We start from the raw sequence: 20,713 nt of genomic DNA, 5'->3' as shown, positions 1-20,713 counted from the left end.
GTTGGATTTCTGTTTAATTTAAGATTGTAACTTTAACTGTTCTTCTGCCCCATTCATTTGCTTGAGCTGAATTTGGCATTAATAAATCAATTATATGCCCTTTTATTGCACTACCAGTATCTCCAGCAATCGCTGTTCCATATCCATCTACATATACAGTAGAGCCTAAAGGTATAACAGCTGGATCTACAGCAATTAATTTCATGTTTGGATTTGCAGTTAAATTATGTCCTAACTTGGATTTTACAGTTTCACCCGGTTTATAGCCATTTTCAGATGGGTCAGCTGTATAAGCTGTTGCTGTTACATAAAATTCTTTTCCACCTTTAGCTGGTTTCGTGTCAGGCTTAGACTCTGGTGATGTATTTTTTGCTACAGGCTCTGCCGACTTAGCTACCTGTTCCTCTTTTTGCTTAGCTACCGCTGCCTTTGCTTTTGCTAACTCCTCTTGCTCAGCCTTTGCAGCTGCTTCTGCTTTCGCACGCTCTTCTGCTGCAATTCTTGCTGCTTCTTGCTCACGAGCAATTGTTTCTTGCACTGCCTTCATATTTGACTCAATTTTAGCTTTTTCTTCTGCTGCTAAATTAAGTTGGCTTGCAACCTGATTATATTTAGCTTGAACTGTTTGTAAGTTAGCTTGACGTTTTTTCAAGTTATCTTGCAAATCAGCTTGTGCTTTTGCTAATTTTTGTTTGTCTACTACTAAAGATGCTTCTTTTTCATCAATTGTTTTCTTATCTTCTTCAATTTGACGAAGATCTTGTTCTTGTAGACGTAAAATTTCTTTATCAGCTTCTAAAATAGTAGAAACTGCGTTCATACGTTGTAAGAAGTCTGCAAAGTTCTTTGACTCTACTACAACTTCTACTACTAAACTCGTATTTGAACTGTTTTGAACAGAAACCATACGTTTTCTCATAATATCTTTACGAGCTAGGACTTTATCCTCTAAAACGACAATTTCGTTCTTTTTTTGCTCAATCTGCTTATGTGTTTCATCGATTTTACGTTGAATAGCAGCTTGATCCTCTTTATTTTTTGCAATTGTATTATTTAAATTATGTAGTTCGTTTTCGATACCTTGAATTTCTTTACTAACAGCTTGCTTCTCTTGCTCTTTCTTTTGCATTTCTGCATCGTTTTGCTGCAATTGCTGTTGCATGTTGTTAAGTTTCTCGTCGTTTGACTCTGCTTTAACAGCGACTGTACTAGAAAGACCTATAATCCCTGCTAATACTAGACTACTGATTCGCTTAAAATAGTTCATAATCCGACTCCCTTCTTATACAGTTATACATGATTTATTTTACAGTTTGTTTACAATATCATTAAATACAGTTTATTTTTCATGACGAAAAAAAGGGAATTATGCATAAAATGTAATAGATTCTTAAATATTTAACAATTCCTATATTTAAAAATTATAAAAGATGCTAAAATCCAAATATAGAGAAAATATAACTTCTAAAGGCGGTTGAAATAAATATATGTTTACTCAAAAGAAATCACTCCAACATAAAATTGATCAATTAGAAAGTCGTATACAAGAACTAGAAGCAGAATTAAAACAAAAGGATATCGAACAACAAGAGACTATTTCTTCTATCCACGATCGTGTACAAAACGTTGTTCAAGAACATAAACTTGTAAACAGCCAGCACCATACACTTCAAAATTTAGTTCAACAATTAAACTCATGTTTCGAAAATGTTTCAACGCGTACAACACATTCCAATGAATTGAATAACGAAATGTTACAAAAAGAACAAAGCTTAATTCAATCTATTGAAGAAATTATTGACTGTTCTAATGAAGGTAAAGAATCTGTTCACCGTTTACTTATTGTAATTAACAAATTAGGTGAACAATCTCAGCGTACGTCTAACAGTATGAATCATTTAAGTGAACGCTCAAAAGAAATCGAGCAAATTGTAGAAGTCATTCAAAACATTGCAGCCCAAACAAATTTACTTGCTTTAAATGCAAGTATTGAAGCCGCGCGTGCTGGAGAGCACGGTAAAGGATTCGCTGTCGTTGCTAATGAAGTAAGAAAACTAGCAGAAAGTACAGCGGAAAGTACAAAAAACATCGGCAACTTAACGAAAAAAATTCAAGAAGAAATTGAGAAAGCATACGATAATACAAAAGATAATTTACATTTAGTCGATGAAGGTGTAGAAATGAGTGCCGATACAAACGCTAGAATCGAAAATATTTTAATAATGATTCAAACATTACAAAACGGTGCTACAAATGTTATTAAAGCTATTGAAAACCAAAAGTCTTGCAATGATGATATATTACGAGAATTCGCTAATACACAACAAATGTTCCAAAAGTTAAATACTACTATTATGAATCACATTCATGATGCTGAGAAAGTCGATGTTCAATTAACGAAAAGTCTTGAAGAAACAGTAGTTTCTCATTAATAATAAAAATCCCTTATACTTTTATAAGGGATTTTTATTATATTTCGAATATTTATTTCTTCTCAATATTCATCTGTATCTTTGTTATAATGGACAAGTTGTTTCTTTCGACTATTAAACAAGGAGGTTATTATGGAACAAATTTACTACATTTTAAAATATTTAATTCTTGGTCTGTTCCAAGGACTAACAGAACCGATTCCGATTTCTTCAAGCGGTCACCTCGTTTTAGCACAGCGTTTGCTAGAACTAAAAATAGAAGGGTTTAGCTTCGAACTACTTGTTAATTCAGCTTCATTATTAGCTGTATTACTTATTTATAGAAATGATTTAATTCGTCTAACAAAGAATGGTCTATCTTATATATTTACAAGAGCAGAAGATGCAAAATCAGATTTCTTCTTTATTATTTATCTTGTTATTGCGACTATTCCAGCAGGTGTTATTGGTGTTTTATTTAAAGATTACATCGACCAGTACTTAAAAGGTGTGAAAATGGTTGGGATTTCCCTTCTTATTACCGCTGTCGGCCTCTGGATTATTAGAAACTTGCGTGGACGTAAAAATGATGGCGATCTTTCTATGAAAGATGCAATCATCGTCGGATTAGCACAAGCTTGCGCACTAATTCCTGGAATAAGCCGCTCAGGTGCAACAATTGTAGCCGCGATGTTACTTGGTATGAAGCAAGAAACAGCACTTCGTTTCTCATTCCTACTATATATCCCTGTTAGCTTAGGTGGCTTATTACTAAGTATTACAGACATTGCAAAAGATCCAAATCTAGACACACTATTCGTACCATATGTCGTTGCTTTTATCGCAACATTTATCATGACATATATTTCGTTAAAATGGTTTATGAACATTATGGCAAAAGGAAATTTAAAATATTTCTCTTTCTATTGCATTATCGTAGGTGTACTTACTCTTATTTTCTTATAAGGTGAAACTTACAAATCAAAAAGCGAGTCATTCTATTACACTAGAACGATTCGTTTTTTTATAACTCTATGAAGTTAAAACCTATCATTTACTTTAATTTTCCTGAATAGTACAATATTTATTACAGTAAATCTTTTCTACCATTATCGCAAAAGAGGTGTTCATATGTTTATTGTTACTAAACTCATTCGCATTAAATATAGTTATGAAAATGAACTACTTAATTCGCTTAAAAAATGTTATCCATCCCCTGGAACAAATGGGTTGTATTAATATAGAATTTTTACATATGCATCGTACAAGTGATGATGCACAATATATGATTCGTATGTTATGGAAAACACAACAAAATTATCATACATGGCTTTCTCAAAGAGAAGAAATTGAAACTTGGAAACGTAACTATATCCTTTCTTCAAAATCAAATGCTACCTATATGCACGACCCTCTCGCTTGCCATTCCTAAAAGACATGTAAAGCCCCTCTTACTTTTTTTGTACAGTAAGAGGGGCTCTTTTATGCGTATACTTTCTTTTCTTGACAATACAAACGAATAACATGTTTATTTTGTTGAAATACATCATGCGTTAGGCGGATAATAATAAAATTTCGTTTTGTTTGATCATCATGAACAAAAATCTGTTCTCCCTCCTGAAAACGCCATGCACTTTCAAAAGCTGTAATATGATCCCCACTTACAGAAAAAAGCTCATATCGCATATCTTGTACCCTCTCTCAACTTATAATAATCATAATATCCTTATATTAAATTTAGCATAACTTAATTCCGTTTAAATTTGTAATTTTTTCTATTTCGAAATATTTTAATTTTGTTTTCAGGTTCTTTTAACGTTATAATGATAAACGAATTTTCATTGAAAGGAGTTTCATTTTGACTGCATATTTATTTCCAATAAAAACAGCATTTATTTTATTTCCTATTTTAGCAATGTTTCTATTAATCCCTTTTTTAATATTTAATTATCGCAAGTACGGTTATTTAAATAAATGGCGTTCATTTATTTTATACTCATTATTACTTTATGTATTAAATGCCTATTTTCTTGTTATTTTACCTTTACCCCAAACATATGACACGTGTAGCCTACAACCGGCTAACACACAGCATATGCAGCTCTCACCATTTTATTTCATACAAGAGATTGGTAATCATACCTCAACGATTTTAACGAAACCAGCTACGTACTTCTATTTATTAAAGGAGTCTGCGTTTTTACAAGTTGCTTTTAACGTTCTACTAACCGTTCCGTTCGGTATATACTTACGTTATTATTTCCGACGCAGCTTCTTACAAACAGCGTGCATTTCTTTTTGCCTTTCGCTGTTCTTTGAGTTAACACAAGTAACTGGATTATATGGTATTTATAATTGTGCCTATCGCTTATTTGATATTGACGATTTGTTTTTAAACACACTAGGTGGCGTAATTGGTTTTATCATTGCACCAATATTTACGTACTTCCTTCCGAAAACAAGCGAATTAGATATTCATATTGATTTAGAAACAAAACCAGTCGGATTTATTCGTCGTCTCATTGCTATGCAAATTGATTGGATTTTCTTATCTATTGTTGTACCGTTCATTAAAAACAAAGGAAATTCACTATTTATCGCTAACATCCAATCTTATACAAATGTATACGAACTCCTTTTCATTACATGTTCAGTCTTCATTTACTTTATTATCATTCCATACTTTACAAATGGAAGAACAATAGGAAAAGCATTGCTTCGGATTTACATTAAAGGCCAGGCAGAGCGTATTACACTAAAAGAATTATTCATCCGCTACGGTATATTCTATTTCATTTTAGGTGGAATCAATTATATTCTTTCGAGTAGCTCTATCTTAAACCTTAAAGAGCCTTTAGTATTAGTAGTTATATTATTATTCCAACTCGTAATTAACGGTCTATTTATTATTCATGTTTTATTACATGTATTTAGTCGTGATAAGTTACTATTTTACGAGCACATTAGTCAAACAAGAAATGCGATCATACTCAAAAAAGCTGACAAGTAATAATTTGTCAGCTTTTTTGAGTAATCGTAAATAATTTTTCTGTGTAAGGATTTGAAAACACTTCTGCTTCATCTAGTAACTTTCTCACCTTTAGAAACGAATGCATTTCCGGATATATATTTTGTAATTTTTCGTACGTTAACGTATGCATTTTCCCCCAATGCGGACGCCCTTCATACTTTAGAAAAATTTTCTCCACCTCACCAAAATAAGCAGCATACTTCATACCTTTATACATATGAACAGCAATGTACGCTGAATCCCTTCCGTATGCTGGACTAAGCCATATATCATCACTTTTCACATAACGACATTCAATCGGAAAGTGTACTTTATACTTTTTCTTTTCAATAAGATTTGATATTTCTTCTACAACGACCTGCATATACTTTGACGGAACACTATACTCCATTTCATAAAATGGAACCGCACGAGATGTAGCAAATACTTCATAACTCGGACCAATTATTTTTGTATTCGGTACAGCTTTAGCTGATAATCGACTTACTCCTTTACTTATAGAAGGAAACCATTTACATCCTTTAGATAACAAAGAGAACATCTTATTTTCAAGCAACTCTACCTTTAGTTTATGCCATTTCAAATCACTTTTTTTACCCGTCGTTTCATTTGTAAATTTCACTTGTACTTCATCTGAATAAGGAAAAACGAAAAATTCAAAATGGCGATTTTTTTTATATTCTTCTAGCTTGTTCATTACAGTAGATAATGACTGTTTTTCACTTTTATAAACGAGTGAATAGGCTGGAATAACCTTCAATTTTATTTTTACAATGATACCTAACATTCCAAGCGATAACTGAAAGGCTCTCCAATATTCCACATTCTCAGTTTCCGAACAAACTATACTCTCACCTGTAGATAAAACTGCGGTAATCTCTATAACTTGTGTTGATAAACTTCCAAAGGTAATACCCGTTCCATGAGTCCCTGTACTAATCGCCCCTGCGATCGATTGTGAATCAATATCCCCTAAATTTTCTTGCGCATAACCTTTTTCTGCAAGTAACTTCCCTAAATCATGTAGCTTTGTTCCTGCCCATACTTCGGCAACCATCTTCTCTTCATCAATATTCACAATACCTTTCAATTCATCTAAAGAAATTAAAATTTCTTCCGTCTGCACAAGAGGTGTAAACGAGTGTCCTGAACCGACAACGCGAATTTTCTTCCCTTCTTTTCTTGCAAGCTCTACAACTTCTACTACATCTTGTATACTTTCTGGATACATCGTATAATGCGGCGTTCCTTCTACATTCCCTGTCCAATTTCTCCATTTTTGTCCCTCTATAGAAAGCATTGGCCATCCCCCCGATATGTTGAATACTCCCCAACAATCTCTCCTTCTTTCACACGATATAAAAACGGAAACCGCTCACATAACTCTCCAGCTTTACTATGGCGAAACAAGATAGAATCTCCTATCTCTACTCGTTCCTCACCGTTATAAAAAATTGGTGTTTGTACTTCACCAGCGCCTTCTAAAGCTAATAGTTTGGCATCATTTGGCCTCCAAATCTCAGGTTCTTTATCTTTCCCGATTGCGCCTGAGGCAATATATCCACCACCTAGACAAGTGTAAATAAACGGGGCTGGTTTACGCACAACTGGTAAAGCAAATCCGACAGCTGGATGAAATTGCACCTCTTTATAATAATCAAATAGCTTCGGGGCATAAAAAGCAGAACCTATTGTAATCTCCGAAACTGCATTATCTTTCTCAGTTGTTTTTATGCTTCCTGTGCCTCCCCCATTTACAAACCTTAGTTCAATACCTAGTTTTTGTATTTCTTTTACGATATGTCCTCTTCTTCCTTTAACTTCTAACACCGATTTCTTCTTTAAGTACGAAATCACTTTACTTTTCACTCGTTGATTCGGTATGTGGTCTCCTACCCCAGCAATTTGTGCTTCATATCCCATGACACCGTCTAGTATTAAAAATGATGATTCCTTCAATTTTTTTACTATTTTCAAAGCACCCTGCACATCTTTTACCGGTGATCTTTTGACCCCAAAATGAAGCTTAAAAAAACGACTACTCATATCAATATCTAAGCAAACACGAAAACATCCTTTAGACTTCTCAGCAATTTTTTCTAAATACACAATATGATCTTCACAATCCACCATACAAGTTATAATGAGCCCTTGCTTTGTTAGCAAACTTATTTCATGTAACGCTCTATCATCATAAGCAGGATATCCGAGCAATAAATCATTGAATCCTTGTTCAATTAAAAACAAAACTTCCCTAGGTGAAAAACACATAATACCTTGAAAACGATCATTTGCAGATAAAATCTTTTGCATCACCGGAACAGAACGTAACGATTTACTCGCTATACGAATCTTCTTATTTCCACTTAATTCTATAATCGATTGAATATTTCTATCTAAAGCTACTTCATCCAAAAATGCACACGGTAATGGAACTTCTTTAAAAATTCCTCGATCCACATTTTTTCTCTCCTCTTCTCTATATGTCTTATACATATTGGAAAGAAAGTTGGAATCTCCTCTACAAAATAAAAAAGTTTCTTCTTAAATAGGAAGAAACTTTTTTAGGACTACTTCATAGAAATAGTTGCCGCTACTGGATAATGATCAGAATAATCATCATACGTATATTTTTTGAGCCATGATGTAACAGTCCACTGTGGAGATTTCGGTTGTAATACTTTATTCTCTATAAATGACGGATTCGCATGGTCTTTACTTGCAATAATATAATCTAAATACTCGGCAGGGCTATCAGGGAAATTATATTTCGCAATACTGTTTGTCGTCGCATCCCAAGTTGCTGTATGTCCTGTATACGATGGAATAGAAGCGTGCAATGTTTTGAACATGGATGCGTACTCTGATTCACTATTGTTCTCTGCATTTATTTTATTCACGTTCATATCACCACCAAATAGAACGTACTCGTTATTTGGTATATTTTTATTTTTAATAAAATCTTGAATTTCTTTTAGCTGGTTTGTACGTACAGATGCAGGTGAAGTTTTTCCACACATACTATCTTCAGCCTGCAAGTGTGTCCCAATCACATGAACGAAATGATCATTTTTCTTAATTTTCGTGTATACAAACCCTTTATTTGATAAATTATCTGGTCCGCATCCTTTTGAAAATACGTATTGAACCTTTTCAACGATCGGCCATTTACTCACGATTGCAACGCCTCCATCTTCAGGCGTTGAAGATGAATAGCTACCTAACGTTTTATCCCATTCATTTCCGTTACTACGACCTAATACCGCTGTTTGATTTGGATATTCTTTCTTCAAATTTCCTAACAAACGATCTGATGCGCTATTATCAAACACTTCATTTAATATAATAACGTCTTGATTCTTTATATAATCTGCCGCCCCAATTAAATCGGCACGCTCACTTTGTCCCCAGTTCGGATATAAGTTAGTTGATAGCATGTACACATTATGCGTCATCACTTTTAATGTATCATTTTTATTTGTAGACACTTCCGCTTGAGCTGAGGATCCACTATATAAAGCCGCTAGACCGATTCCAACGCTAAGTATACTTTTTAGTAATTTACCTTTCACGTTTCATACCTCCATTTGTATAGTGATAAAAAGGCCAAATACTCTATTGTGAGATTTGACCTTTTTGAAATACTTAACGATCTCCGTACGTATCAAACCAAAGCTGAATGTATCCAGCAGTAACACGTTGTGCATCCATTAATCGCTTACCTGTCATTGGTGTAACTTCAGCGCGCCATTTATCTGCATATTCTTGTGATACAGCTGCTTTTACGAACCAATCTTTCGTATTATCATTTACAATTCCAAAGTAATCTTGTTTCGCCACTACTGCCGCTCCATGAATCCAATCTTCTGGATTTGTACCTTTCCAGTTCCAATATCCATTTCCATCCGTTACTTTATAATTATCTTTTATCGTATCTACAAAGTTTTCATATTTAGAATGGAATCCTTGTGGGTACGAAAGATTTGTAAAGTTTGCCGCATGCATCGGTTGGTTTACATCTCCTAAATAATGAAGAGATAATCCTAAGTAGAAGAATGCTTGTTTCATATCTTTATTTTTATATGATTCACCAGCTAATTTAAAATATTTAGCTCCAGTTTCTTTTGCCTGCTTTGCAAATGGAATATATGTTTTTCCATTGTCTGGATCATAGAAATGTGAAGCAAATGTGCTATTATCATAATAAGGATTTTCATAGTCAGCAGCATAAATACCGTTCTCTAACTCCGTACGCCATTCATTTAATTGTGCAACTCGATCTTGTTTTACAAGTGTTGTATTGCGAGACATAATATCAATCGCACGGTTTACAATCCATAAATGAGAGTTTACGCCTTCTTTATGTTTATCTTCAGCAGACCAGCGATGAACTATTTTTATTTTACTTCCTCCATCATTTTCATGAGCAAATGCAACACTTTGTAACGGAGCTACTAATGTAATAGCTGCTGCTAAAGCAAGTACTTTCTTTTTCATCTGAAATCCTCCATTTTATAATTGAATTATTGTAAACTTTTTTGTTAGGATCCTATGATGTCGTCCGGTTAACCTATGACTAGAATATCCCACCTTTCATAAAATTTCCATCACTAAATTAAAATATGCAAATGTTCATATCATTATAACTTTATACATAGTGAATATAATGATTGAATGCACTTATATTGTAATAAAGTATTGTTAAGCTACTGCAAATACTTGTCTAAACTAATGTAAAAAAGAGTAAAGCATCCACATGCTTTACTCTTTTTTTCTACTCGATAATATACTTGGCAATTGTACATTAACCGCCAACTTATGAATAAATCCAAACACTAATCCAATTCCAATAAATATGTATAAGATTGTAAATATCTTTCCGAAATCAGTTTGCGGACTAAAATTCCCATCACCGATAGTCGTCAACGTGACCACACTAAAATATAAAGCGTCAAGAGGACGCAATCCTTCAACTGTACTATAAAAAATCGTACCAGATGTTAATGTTAAAAATGTTAACACGAATAATACTTGAAATTCTTTATCTTTCCACGCTCGTAAACAAGCTTTTAGCATCCGTTTCAACGTCAACATAAATGAAAGCATTCGACTTCCCCTTCCAAACAAAATACCTGTAGTTAAAGGAAAGTCTATCACCTTTCTGTATAGAAAAAAAGTAGCCCTCTTCTATTTCTAGAAAAGAGCTACTTTTTACTATTCTCTATTATTTAGGTGAAACAAGAATTTTCACTTGTGTTTTATCTTTTACAAGTGCTTCAAATCCTTCTTCCACAACTTGATCCACTGTGATTTTTTTCGTAATTAATTTCTCTGCTTGAATTTGGCCAGAGCTAATTAATTTAATAACAGCTGGGAAGATATGACGGTATCCTAAAATACCAACCACTTCTTTTTCTTTTAGTACAAGATTGTTTGGAGTAATTGTTGCGTCTTTTTCCCATACACTAACAATTACAGTTTGTCCTTCGAAACTTGTACTTTCAATTGCTTGACGAAGTACTACTTCAACACCTGTTACTTCAAAGCTCACATTTACACCTAAACCATTTGTTAAGTTACGAATTTCTGCTAATACATCTTGAGTAGCTGGATTTAATACGTAATCCGCACCTGCTAATTTTGCTAACTCTTGACGCTCTTTAGAAAGTTCAACTGCAATAACAGGAGTTGCTCCTGCTGCTTTAGCTGCTTGGATAACAAGAAGTCCAATTGGACCACAACCAAATACTGCTACAGCTTCGCCTTCTTTTAATTTACTTTGACGTACTGCATGAACTGCTACAGCTGCTGGTTCTACAAGCGCACCTTGTTCATACGTCATTTCATCTGGAATACGGTGAACCATATCTTCTGGTACTACTGTATATTCAGAGAAACCGCCGCCTTCTCCGCCAAGACCGTGGAAAACAAGTTGTTCACAAACATTGTAATGTCCATGTTTACAAGCTTCACATTTACCACAAGAATAAATTGGTTCTACAACGACGCGGTCTCCCACTTTATGAGATGTAACGCCTTCACCGATTTCAACTACCTCACCGCTAAACTCATGACCTAAAATAACCGGTGCTTTTACGTGTGTTAATGGATGCTCTTCTGTTGGAATAAAAATAGGTCCTGCTAAATATTCATGCAAGTCTGTCCCGCAGATACCACACCATTTAACTTTAATCTTAACCGCTCCTGGTTTTACAGTTGGTTCTGGTACTTCTTCTACTCTTACATCACGTTGATTATGCCAAAGTAATGCTTTCATTTTATACATCCCTCTCTATGTATATACTTAACCTGGTGAAGTTTACAAATCTATTATAATACTTCTATCCATATATTTCAAAAAAACAATCTCGTTTCCACTAAATTTTAACAAATAACGTTCGATATTTTGTCACTTTGTACTTTTTTCCACATCTGTTAATTCAATTTCATTGCGGTTGAAATTAGCATTATGCCATAATAGCATAGGAGAGGTGAATATCGCTTGAAATATTTTATTTACTTTATTGTTATCGTAGCGTTTCTAGATACATTTTCACAATTACCTATTATGAGTACGTTCGCTCAAAGTCTTGGAGGATCCCCTCTTATTATTGGACTAGTTGTCGGCATGTACTCATTCGCTAATATGATTGGTAATATTATTGCTGGCGCTGCTGTCGATAAATTTGGTGCAAAAAAAATACTTTATATAAGCATGGGACTTACGAGTTTCATAGTCTTGTTATACACCGTTGTTCAAAGTGGTGAACAACTATTAGTTGTGCGCTTTATGCACGGCTTTAGTGATGGATTTTTAATTCCTGCTGCCTTTACGTTTTTATCAAAACAAACAAATGCAGCAAGACAAGGTAAAGCAATGGCTCTATCTGGTGCTGCTGTTGGAACAGCGGCAATTGTAGGACCTGCTTTCAGCGGGATTATGAAAGCAACTGCTGGTATAGAGTGGGTGTTCATTACCATTTCTATTTTAATGGTTCTTGGTACAATCGTATCTCTATTCTTCTTACCAAATAACGTATCGAGAAAAGATACCTCAAGAACACAAACGATGAACAAAGAAGATATGATTGAACTATTGAAATCAGAACCGTTATTACAAGCATATATTGGTGCTTTCACACTAATGTTTTCACAAGGAATTGTCACTTATATGTTACCAGTGAAAGTTGAGGCATTAGCACTTAAAGCATCTACAACAGGCATGATGTTAAGTGTATTCGGCATTACCGCTATCCTCTTCTTCTTACTACCAACAAATCGTATTTACGATCGATTTAATCGTTCAAAACTAATGCTAATTGGTATTGCAGTAATGGCATTAGCATTATCTTTACTTGGATTATTCGCAACAAAAGGTATGCTCTTTATCGTTATGATGATTTATGGCATTGGATTCGCTATCCTTTTCCCATCAATAAATGCATTACTTGTTGAAAATACGACAGATGATAAACGCGGAAAGGCATTCGGATTGTTTTATGCTTTCTTCTCATTAGGAGTTGTTGCTGGATCCTTTGCAGTTGGTGCAATCGGGGCATCCCCTAGCGTTAGCTTCGTTATTGGAACTGCATTCTTATTAACATTTGCCGGAATGATTTACGTAAGAAGCAAAGTAAAAAAGACAATGATGGGTTAATTTCATCATTGTCTTTTTTTATGATAATCTCCTATTCAATTTTTAACTTTCAATAAACCATATTTAATAAACAATATGGCATTATATTTTTCATAGAGATAATACAATGGATAACAAAATAAGAAGAAAATAAGTACAGTTGGTACATTATCTATAATAGAAAAATATTTTACTAGTAATTCCTTAATACTCTCCCCAATTATAATAAACAGTAGAATAATACAAATTGCTGCTAATATTAAGCACGGTGTGATCCTCATTTCTTTTAGCCTCACCTTGCAGTGTGGACATCTGAATGAAAAAGGATACGGGAGATCCATAATATATTGCGCAGTAATATTCCCTTCACACTGTGGGCATTCAATTACTTCTTTCATTTAATTCAACTCCTTTCTATCCATAAAAAAGAGCACTATCCAAGAGCGCTCTTTTATTGCCGAATATATTAATTCTGTGTATAGCCAAGTAACAATGTAAATAAATTAAACTGTAAAGGCAATACTACATTTCTTCTTTTACAAAAAAAGTGTATAAATACCGACGATACTTCGACAATTTCCTCGGAAATATTTCCTTTCCCCACATAATTTGATACACTACATATGAACAGACACTTGTATTACATAAGCTAAAATAATAACTTACTGTACAATTAAAAAGCACATTCTTCATATGAAGAATGTGCTTTTCTGTTATTAACGTTTAATCCAAACAGCGCCTGCCGATTTATCATCTGCTTGTCCAACAACTTGGAATTTAAGTCCAAGGTTTGGAACTTTTCTTCCTGCGTCTGCAATTTGTTTGTTACTATAGACTTTTGAATCGTCAAAAGTTGTAACACCTTGTAATCCAGAATAGTTAAACTGTCCACGTGTTAATGAATTTACACTCCATGCTGTTGTTTGATCAAATGAAAATGCAGCGTCAGCAATTTGCATACCTGTATTACCGTATGCTGGTTTCCCGTTTAAATTACCAACAAGGGCTTCTGGATGAGAATCTACAACACCAAGGAATCCTTCACCTGGATGCACCCCAACCCAGTTATCTTTAAAGCTATCATCTGCATACCAAACGACAAGACCTGTATTATACACTGGACCTTTTCCTGCTTTTAATCCATTATCTGATCCCGCATAGTTTCTCCACTCTAAGTAATAATAATGAGCTTTTTTCTCCGTCCCATCAGAAACAACAAAACCATTTACATTCATTTTAGACTGTCCTTCTGCATCATCAGAAAATACAACTTGTCCATCAACAGTTACATTTACATTATCCATCGCGAAACCTTTATATGTTACAGCCGGATCTGTAATATAATCGAATTGTAGTTTCACCTTTTTTCCTTTAAATTGACTTAAATCATATGATTTATCAATCCATTTCCCATCTGTTGTATCTTTATCTCCTTGGACTACTTTTTCTCCAAGTCTATCAATTAATGTTTTCGTTCCATCTTCTGTTACTGCATGTACTTCGACAAAATCGCACTCTGCTTCTAACTCATAATTTGCTTTATAATCGAATTTTGCATTTGTTCCTTTTGTTAAATCAAAGAATGGTGTTTCTAATGTTGTATGCATATCATCGCCTCTTGTACTATAATATACATGTTTTCCAAACTCAGGTTTAATCGTTTCAACACTCTTACCTGGTAAGTTAACACGTACAACGCCTGGACGATTTGATTTCGTAACACTTTGATCGATATATGTAGGAACTCCTACACCACGCTTAATTTTATCGTAATCTACTTCTAAAATTTTTGCCCAGTTGCCACCCATATTCTTTTGTAAGAAGTCTTTATTTTGTGGTGAGAAACTAGTTGGTTCTGTTCCTGCAATTTTCCCTGTCCAACTACCTCCACTCATTAATGACCACGCTTCGACAGGTGAACCAGTTCCAGTATATTTCGTGTCATATTCATCTGGTAAGCCAAGATCATGTCCAAATTCATGCGCAAATACACCTACTGCTCCATCTTCTGGTTCAATTGTATAATCATGCGCCGCTACTTTTCCACCAAAGTAATCTACCTTTGATTCTGTACCTTCAACCGCTACTGGATCTATTGCTAATTTTGAACGATGTGACCAAATTGCATCATCGCCTAATTTACCGCCACCAGCTTCTTGACCGACGCCAGCATGGATTACCATTAAATGATCAATTACACCATCAGGTTCATTTTGATTTCCATCACCATTTGTATCATATCTATCAAATTGATCAAATTGAGATAAATCTAACCCTTTCTCAGCGGCTGCATGTAAAGCTTCTTTCACTAAATCGCGTGCGCCTTTTGGTCCTTTATTATCGTGACCACTACTACCATCAGCACCGTAGTCAGACGCTTTTCCTGGAACAGTTAGCCATTCCGTTACATATCCATCTGTCGTATAACTACCGCCAGATTGCTCTTCATAATATTGTTTAAACGTTTTTACTTTTGAACCATCAAATAACGTGTACGGTTCATTACCAAATAACATTTTTTGATAATGCTCTCTACTAAAGTCATTCGAATACATATACCCTGGTGTTTGATCAATATTATTATGTTTATAATCACTAAATTCAACGAGTAATACTAATACTTTATCAGTTCGAACAGACCCTTTATATGGCGCTTGCTTTGCTTTAGAAGTTGGGACTTGTCCATTCAATTGTTTTTTATTTGGTTCTGGTTTTTGCTCAGGACTAACGTTTTTTTCAGGTTTTTTTACTTTCTCCTTTTCTTCCATTTTTTTCTCTTTTACTTTTTTCACGAAATCAGATGCCTCTTTAGCAGTATCCGCTGGTAGGATTTCTTTATTTGCCTGATCACCTTGTTTCTTTTCAATATACTTTTCTACAGCTTTTTTCGTCTCTTCTTTAGAAGATGCTGGATTAATTGTTCCTCTTTCTTTCAACGCTTCCGCTAAACGATCTTCTTGAATTAAATTGTAATCAATTGGTGTTGTAGATACATTGTCTTTCTCTTTTGCTGGCGTTTCTGCGTACGCTAGCGGAGTACTCATTACAGATGTGCATCCGATAATTGCCGCAATTGCTAAAGATGATAACACTTTAAATGGCGCTTTTCTTCTCATTCTATTTCTCTCCTTTTATAAAACTTAAAATTCAGATAAATTAGTGCGTTTAAATCGAAATCCCTACTTTCTGCCCTCCCTATATACAGTGAAACTTTAATCAGTGGGGAGTTTGTCCATCCCCACTGATTATTAGTTGAACCAATCGGGCATTTACGGGCAGTTAATTTCCCACCTAAATTCTTTGCTCTAGCTGAATTTTGAGGTGGGAATCTTACTGACCGTTAATGCGGGACAAAAAGGCATAATTCTATAAACGTTAAGCTTTCTGTTATAGAATCATGCCCTCCAGTTTTCTGGTCAGACCCTCTATCTTCTTATATCAAAATATGAAAAATAAAGAGTGATTTGTATATATTAAATAGTTTATATAACAAATTTAAAAGACAATATGCAAAATTGCATGAAAATTCTTTTAAATAAAAAAGAATCCTAGTCAATTAAACTAGGATTCTTGATTTCTATTATTTCTCTTGTGTTTTTTCCCAATCAGCTAAGAATTTCTCAATTCCTTGATCTGTTAATGGATGCTTCACTAATGAAGCAATTACGTTTGCTGGGATTGTTGCAATATGTGCACCATTTAATGCTGCGTCAGTTACGTGAACACTGTGACGTACAGATGCTGCGATGATTTCTGTTTCGATGCCATGAATTGCAAAGATTTCTGCGATTTGGCGAATTAAGTCCATACCGTTATGACCGATATCATCTAAGCGACCTAAGAATGGTGAAACGTATGTTGCACCAGCACGAGCTGCAAGTAATGCTTGAACTGCTGAGAACACTAATGTAACGTTTGTACGAATTCCTAAGTCAGAGAACGCTTTTACTGCTTTTAAACCTTCTGTTGTCATTGGAACTTTTACAACAACGTTTGAAGCAATTTTCGCTAACTCTTTTCCTTCTTCGATCATTTTATCTGCTTCTAAGCTAATTACTTCTGCACTTACAGGTCCTTCTACAACGTTGCAAATTTCACGAATGCGCTCGTGGAAATCTACGCCTTCTTTTGCTACAAGTGATGGATTTGTCGTTACTCCAGCTAATACGCCTAATGCATTTGCCTCTTTAATTTCGTTAATGTTTGCTGTATCAATAAAGAATTTCATTTGTTATTCTTCCTTCCTAATTTTCATTTTTATATTTATTTATTTTTCTTAATAAGCTCTAATTCAATCGGAATAGATTTGTCCACTTTTTTACCTTGCGTGATCTCTTTTGCTGTTTGCATCGCCTTCTCTCCGATTAATTCCGGTTTTTGAGCAACAGTTGCAGCCATGCGCCCATCGTTAACCGCTTTCACAGCATCTTCAGTTGCATCAAATCCAACAACGACTACATCTGTTTTTCCAGCAGACTTCAATGCTTCAAGTGCACCTAATGCCATCTCGTCGTTATGGGCAAACACCGCTTTAATATCACCATTTGCTTGCAAAATGTTTTCCATAACAGATAATCCTTTCGCTCTATCAAAATCAGCCGCTTGTTTAGCAACTACTTTTAAAGACTTATCGGCTACGTTATGGAATCCTTTCCCACGTTCACGAGCAGCAGAGGATCCAGGGATTCCTTCTAACTCAGCAACGTTTGCTCCTTCGCCGACTAATTCACGAATGTAATCACTAGCCATTTGACCACCTTCGATGTTATTAGATGCAATGTGAGAAACAACCTTACCTGAATTCGCAACGCGGTCTACTGTAATAACAGGAACGTTCGCTGCATTTGCCGCACTTACTGCTGAAGCAACAGCATCTGAATCGGTCGGATTAATAACAACTACATCGACACCTTTTTGAATTAAATCTTCAACATCATTTGTTTGCTTTGCTGCATCATTTTGAGCATCAACAGCAATCAATTCAATGCCGCTCTCTTTCGCTTTCTTTTCTGCCCCTTTTTTCAAAGTCACAAAAAATGGATTGTTTAAAGTTGAAACAGAGAATCCAACTTTAATAGTTTTATTTCGACCTTTATCGCTAGAATCCTTTGCCCATTCCGGTGGTTCCATTGAACAACCAGCAGTAATGACCATAATACATGCAACGAGTATAAGTAACCATTTCTTCATGAACTATCCCTCCATTACGCTTCTTTTCGACGATCAATTAATACAGCTAGTAAGATTACAAGTCCTTTTACAACTTGTTGGAAGAAAGAAGATACACCTAATAAATTTAAACCGTTATTTAGTACACCGATAATAAGTACACCGATGAATGTACCAACGATCCAGCCTCTTCCTCCAGAAAGACTTGTTCCACCTAATACAACTGCTGCAATTGCATCTAATTCGTAAGAAGTACCTGCAGTCGGCTGTGCAGAATCTAGTCGTGATGTTAAGACAATACCTGCAAGCGCTGCCAAAATTCCGGAAAGACCGTAAATCATTACTTTAATTCTCGTAACATTAATACCTGATAGTGCTGCTGCTTCTTCATTTCCACCAATCGCAAATGTACGGCGACCAAATGTCGTTTTCTTCAAAATGAAGTACAGTACTGCAAAAGCGATCATCATTGTAACAGCTGGTACCGGAATACCGAGAAAATAACCGCGACCAAACATTTGGAACATTAAATGATCACCAAGGCCAGTGATCGGACGTCCGTCCATATAAACAAGCGTCAACCCGCGAAAAATAGTCATTGTTGCTAACGTCGCAATAAATGGAGCTACTTTTCCCTTCGCTATGATGATACCGTTTACAATTCCCATTACAAGACCAGCTAATAATCCAACTGCCATCGCAAGGAACGGGTCCATGCCACTTGCCATCATTCCAGCAACAAGTGCACTTGATAATGCTAAAATAGAACCTACCGATAAGTCAATACCCCCTGTTAAAATTACAAAGGTCATTCCGAATGCAATAAGCGCATTAATCGATACTTGACGCAGTATATTAAATAAATTTGGAATTTCAATAAACGCTGGATTTAAAGCCGTAATTACTACAATAATTAGCGCTAGTCCAATTAAAGACCCAAGTTGTTGTAATACATTCCCCTTCTTAGCCATCCTTACTCTCCCCCTGTAGCTAGTGCCATAATAGACTCTTGTGATGCCTCATCTTTCTCTAAAATGCCGCCGATTTTTCCTTCATGAATAACAAGAACACGATCACTCATCCCTAAAACTTCTGGAAGCTCAGATGATACCATAATAACGGCATCTCCTTGCTCGGTAAGCTTATTCATAATAGAGTAAATTTCTTTTTTCGCTCCAACATCAACACCCCTTGTTGGCTCATCTAAAATGAGTAACTGCGGGTGGATACCTAGCCATTTTGCAATAACAACTTTTTGCTGATTTCCACCAGAAAGAGATTTCACCGCTTGCTCTCCACTGGATGCTTTCACATTAAGAAGTTTCATCATGTCCGCCGTAAACTGTTGTTCTAGTTCATTACTTAAGACACTTCCCTTTGAAAGACTTTCTAAATTCGGTAAAGCTAAATTTTCTCGAATTGAGAAATCTAACACTAATCCTTCAGATTTTCTATCCTCTGTAATGAAGGCTATTCTTTGTCTAATCGCATCTATCGGACTATCAATCTTTACTTCTTGTCCATTTATAAAAATTTGGCCAGAATCTAAAGGTTCGTATCCAAATATCGCTTTCATAATATCTGTACGGCCAGCTCCCATCAAACCAGCAACACCAAGGATTTCACCTTTTCTAACTTGAAACGAAACATTTTCAAACTTCCCTTTTTTCGTTCCATTACGCATTTCAAAAATAACATCGCCAATTTGACTATTTCGTTCTGGATAACGTTCACCAATGCTGCGCCCCACCATCATACTCACTACTTCATCAAATGATGTTTCCGGAATGGATCTCTTTCCGACGTATTCCCCATCACGTAAAATCGTAATGGTATCACATATTGAAAAAATTTCTTCCATTCGGTGTGATATATATACGAACGAAACGCCTTCTTTACGTAATTTATTAATGACAGTAAACAACGTTTCAATTTCACGATCTGTTAATGCAGCTGTAGGTTCATCCATAATAATAACACTCGCGTTTGTCATTAGGGCTTTCGCGATTTCGATAATTTGTTGTTGTCCAACCGATAAATCTCCTGCCAACATAGCACCTTTTACATGTAATCCTAACTCCGCTAGTTGCTGCTGCGCAATCGCGTTCATTTGACGCGTACGTAAAATACCTGTCTTTCCATACATTAACTCTTTACCGAGAAACATATTTTCAGCTACCGTTAAATTCGATAATATGTTCAATTCTTGATGTATAAATGCAATACCGTACTCTTCAGCTTCTTTCGCATTTTTAAAGGTGCGCTCTTGCCCATCAATCGTGATTGTTCCACTATCTCTTTTGTATACACCTGTTAAAATCTTCATGAGCGTTGATTTACCCGCTCCATTTTCCCCCATCAATGCATGGACTTCTCCTGTTTCAATCATAAATTGTGCATTCTTCAAAACAGGATTGCCATTGAACGCCTTTGAAATACTTTTCATTTCAATACGCATTCTCATCA

General features: G+C 35.2%; 17 protein-coding genes and 2 pseudogenes. 5 read left to right on the top strand and 14 right to left on the bottom strand.

Annotated features, from left to right (window positions below; all coding sequences use genetic code 11):
* Positions 1–13: 13 nt before the first annotated feature.
* Positions 14–1,267, bottom strand: coding sequence for a 3D domain-containing protein (locus AAG068_RS03530; protein ID WP_342718053.1), 1,254 nt, complete (start codon positions 1,265–1,267; stop codon positions 14–16).
* 646 nt (positions 1,268–1,913) lie between these two features.
* Between AAG068_RS03530 and AAG068_RS29870 the strand changes: the two are divergent.
* From AAG068_RS29870 to AAG068_RS03515, 3 genes and pseudogenes are all read left to right on the top strand, one after another.
* Positions 1,914–2,432, top strand: a pseudogene (locus AAG068_RS29870) (methyl-accepting chemotaxis protein); the annotation flags it as partial.
* Positions 2,433–2,564: 132 nt separating this feature from the next.
* Positions 2,565–3,377, top strand: coding sequence for an undecaprenyl-diphosphate phosphatase (locus tag AAG068_RS03520; RefSeq protein ID WP_342718049.1), 813 nt, complete (start codon positions 2,565–2,567; stop codon positions 3,375–3,377).
* A 165-nt stretch (positions 3,378–3,542) separates the two neighbouring features.
* A pseudogene (locus AAG068_RS03515) lies at positions 3,543–3,843 on the top strand (hypothetical protein).
* 50 nt (positions 3,844–3,893) lie between these two features.
* Here AAG068_RS03515 and AAG068_RS03510 read toward each other — a convergent pair.
* On the bottom strand, positions 3,894–4,097 hold the full coding sequence (locus tag AAG068_RS03510; RefSeq protein WP_342718047.1) for a hypothetical protein: 204 nt from the start codon (positions 4,095–4,097) through the stop codon (positions 3,894–3,896).
* A gap of 172 nt (positions 4,098–4,269) precedes the next feature.
* Between AAG068_RS03510 and AAG068_RS03505 the strand changes: the two genes are divergently transcribed.
* Positions 4,270–5,421 carry a VanZ family protein gene (locus tag AAG068_RS03505; protein WP_342718045.1) on the top strand — a complete coding sequence of 384 codons (1,152 nt, stop codon included), beginning with the start codon at positions 4,270–4,272 and terminating at the stop codon, positions 5,419–5,421.
* Between the two features lie 7 nt (positions 5,422–5,428).
* Here the strand turns inward: AAG068_RS03505 and AAG068_RS03500 are convergent, their stop codons facing one another.
* The 6 genes from AAG068_RS03500 to bdhA form a co-directional block, all read right to left on the bottom strand.
* Positions 5,429–6,742, bottom strand: coding sequence for a D-arabinono-1,4-lactone oxidase (locus tag AAG068_RS03500; RefSeq protein WP_342718043.1), 1,314 nt, complete (start codon positions 6,740–6,742; stop codon positions 5,429–5,431).
* Positions 6,730–7,902, bottom strand: a complete 1,173-nt coding sequence (locus tag AAG068_RS03495) for an amino acid deaminase/aldolase (protein ID WP_342718041.1) — start codon at positions 7,900–7,902, stop codon at positions 6,730–6,732. Before AAG068_RS03495 ends, AAG068_RS03500 begins: the two co-directional genes overlap by 13 nt.
* A 110-nt stretch (positions 7,903–8,012) precedes the next feature.
* A complete protein-coding gene (gene sph / locus AAG068_RS03490) occupies positions 8,013–9,014 on the bottom strand; it encodes a sphingomyelinase C (RefSeq protein ID WP_342718039.1) in 1,002 nt (333 codons plus the stop codon).
* Between the two features lie 73 nt (positions 9,015–9,087).
* Entirely contained in the window at positions 9,088–9,939 is an 852-nt protein-coding gene (cerA, locus tag AAG068_RS03485; protein ID WP_274311282.1) for a phospholipase CerA, read from the bottom strand.
* Positions 9,940–10,203: 264 nt separating this feature from the next.
* On the bottom strand, positions 10,204–10,548 hold the full coding sequence (locus tag AAG068_RS03480; protein WP_342718035.1) for a potassium channel family protein: 345 nt from the start codon (positions 10,546–10,548) through the stop codon (positions 10,204–10,206).
* A 118-nt stretch (positions 10,549–10,666) separates the two neighbouring features.
* Positions 10,667–11,719: a (R,R)-butanediol dehydrogenase gene (gene bdhA, locus AAG068_RS03475; protein WP_342718033.1), complete on the bottom strand. Its 1,053-nt coding sequence runs from the start codon at positions 11,717–11,719 to the stop codon at positions 10,667–10,669.
* A gap of 225 nt (positions 11,720–11,944) precedes the next feature.
* Here bdhA and AAG068_RS03470 point away from each other — a divergent pair, with 225 nt between their 5' ends.
* A complete protein-coding gene (locus tag AAG068_RS03470) occupies positions 11,945–13,099 on the top strand; it encodes an MFS transporter (protein ID WP_342718031.1) in 1,155 nt (384 codons plus the stop codon).
* A 35-nt stretch (positions 13,100–13,134) separates the two neighbouring features.
* Here AAG068_RS03470 and AAG068_RS03465 read toward each other — a convergent pair whose 3' ends face one another.
* The 6 genes from AAG068_RS03465 to rbsA form a co-directional block, all read right to left on the bottom strand.
* Entirely contained in the window at positions 13,135–13,476 is a 342-nt protein-coding gene (locus AAG068_RS03465; protein WP_342718029.1) for a hypothetical protein, read from the bottom strand.
* 318 nt (positions 13,477–13,794) lie between these two features.
* On the bottom strand, positions 13,795–16,194 hold the full coding sequence (gene inhA2, locus AAG068_RS03460; RefSeq protein ID WP_342718027.1) for a M6 family metalloprotease immune inhibitor InhA2: 2,400 nt from the start codon (positions 16,192–16,194) through the stop codon (positions 13,795–13,797).
* A 464-nt stretch (positions 16,195–16,658) separates the two neighbouring features.
* A complete protein-coding gene (fsa, locus tag AAG068_RS03455; protein ID WP_342718025.1) occupies positions 16,659–17,306 on the bottom strand; it encodes a fructose-6-phosphate aldolase in 648 nt (215 codons plus the stop codon).
* Positions 17,307–17,341: 35 nt separating this feature from the next.
* A complete protein-coding gene (gene rbsB, locus AAG068_RS03450) occupies positions 17,342–18,268 on the bottom strand; it encodes a ribose ABC transporter substrate-binding protein RbsB (RefSeq protein WP_029437476.1) in 927 nt (308 codons plus the stop codon).
* Between the two features lie 14 nt (positions 18,269–18,282).
* Positions 18,283–19,218 carry an ABC transporter permease subunit gene (locus AAG068_RS03445; RefSeq protein WP_001074633.1) on the bottom strand — a complete coding sequence of 312 codons (936 nt, stop codon included), beginning with the start codon at positions 19,216–19,218 and terminating at the stop codon, positions 18,283–18,285.
* A gap of 2 nt (positions 19,219–19,220) precedes the next feature.
* Entirely contained in the window at positions 19,221–20,705 is a 1,485-nt protein-coding gene (gene rbsA, locus AAG068_RS03440) for a ribose ABC transporter ATP-binding protein RbsA (RefSeq protein WP_342718014.1), read from the bottom strand.
* Positions 20,706–20,713 lie beyond the last annotated feature (8 nt).

It is taken from the genome of Bacillus paramycoides (assembly GCF_038971285.1).
In the GTDB taxonomy this organism is placed as follows: domain Bacteria; phylum Bacillota; class Bacilli; order Bacillales; family Bacillaceae_G; genus Bacillus_A.
Note: the sequence above shows the minus strand (reverse complement) of the source record. Positions and strands in the feature narration are given on the sequence as shown.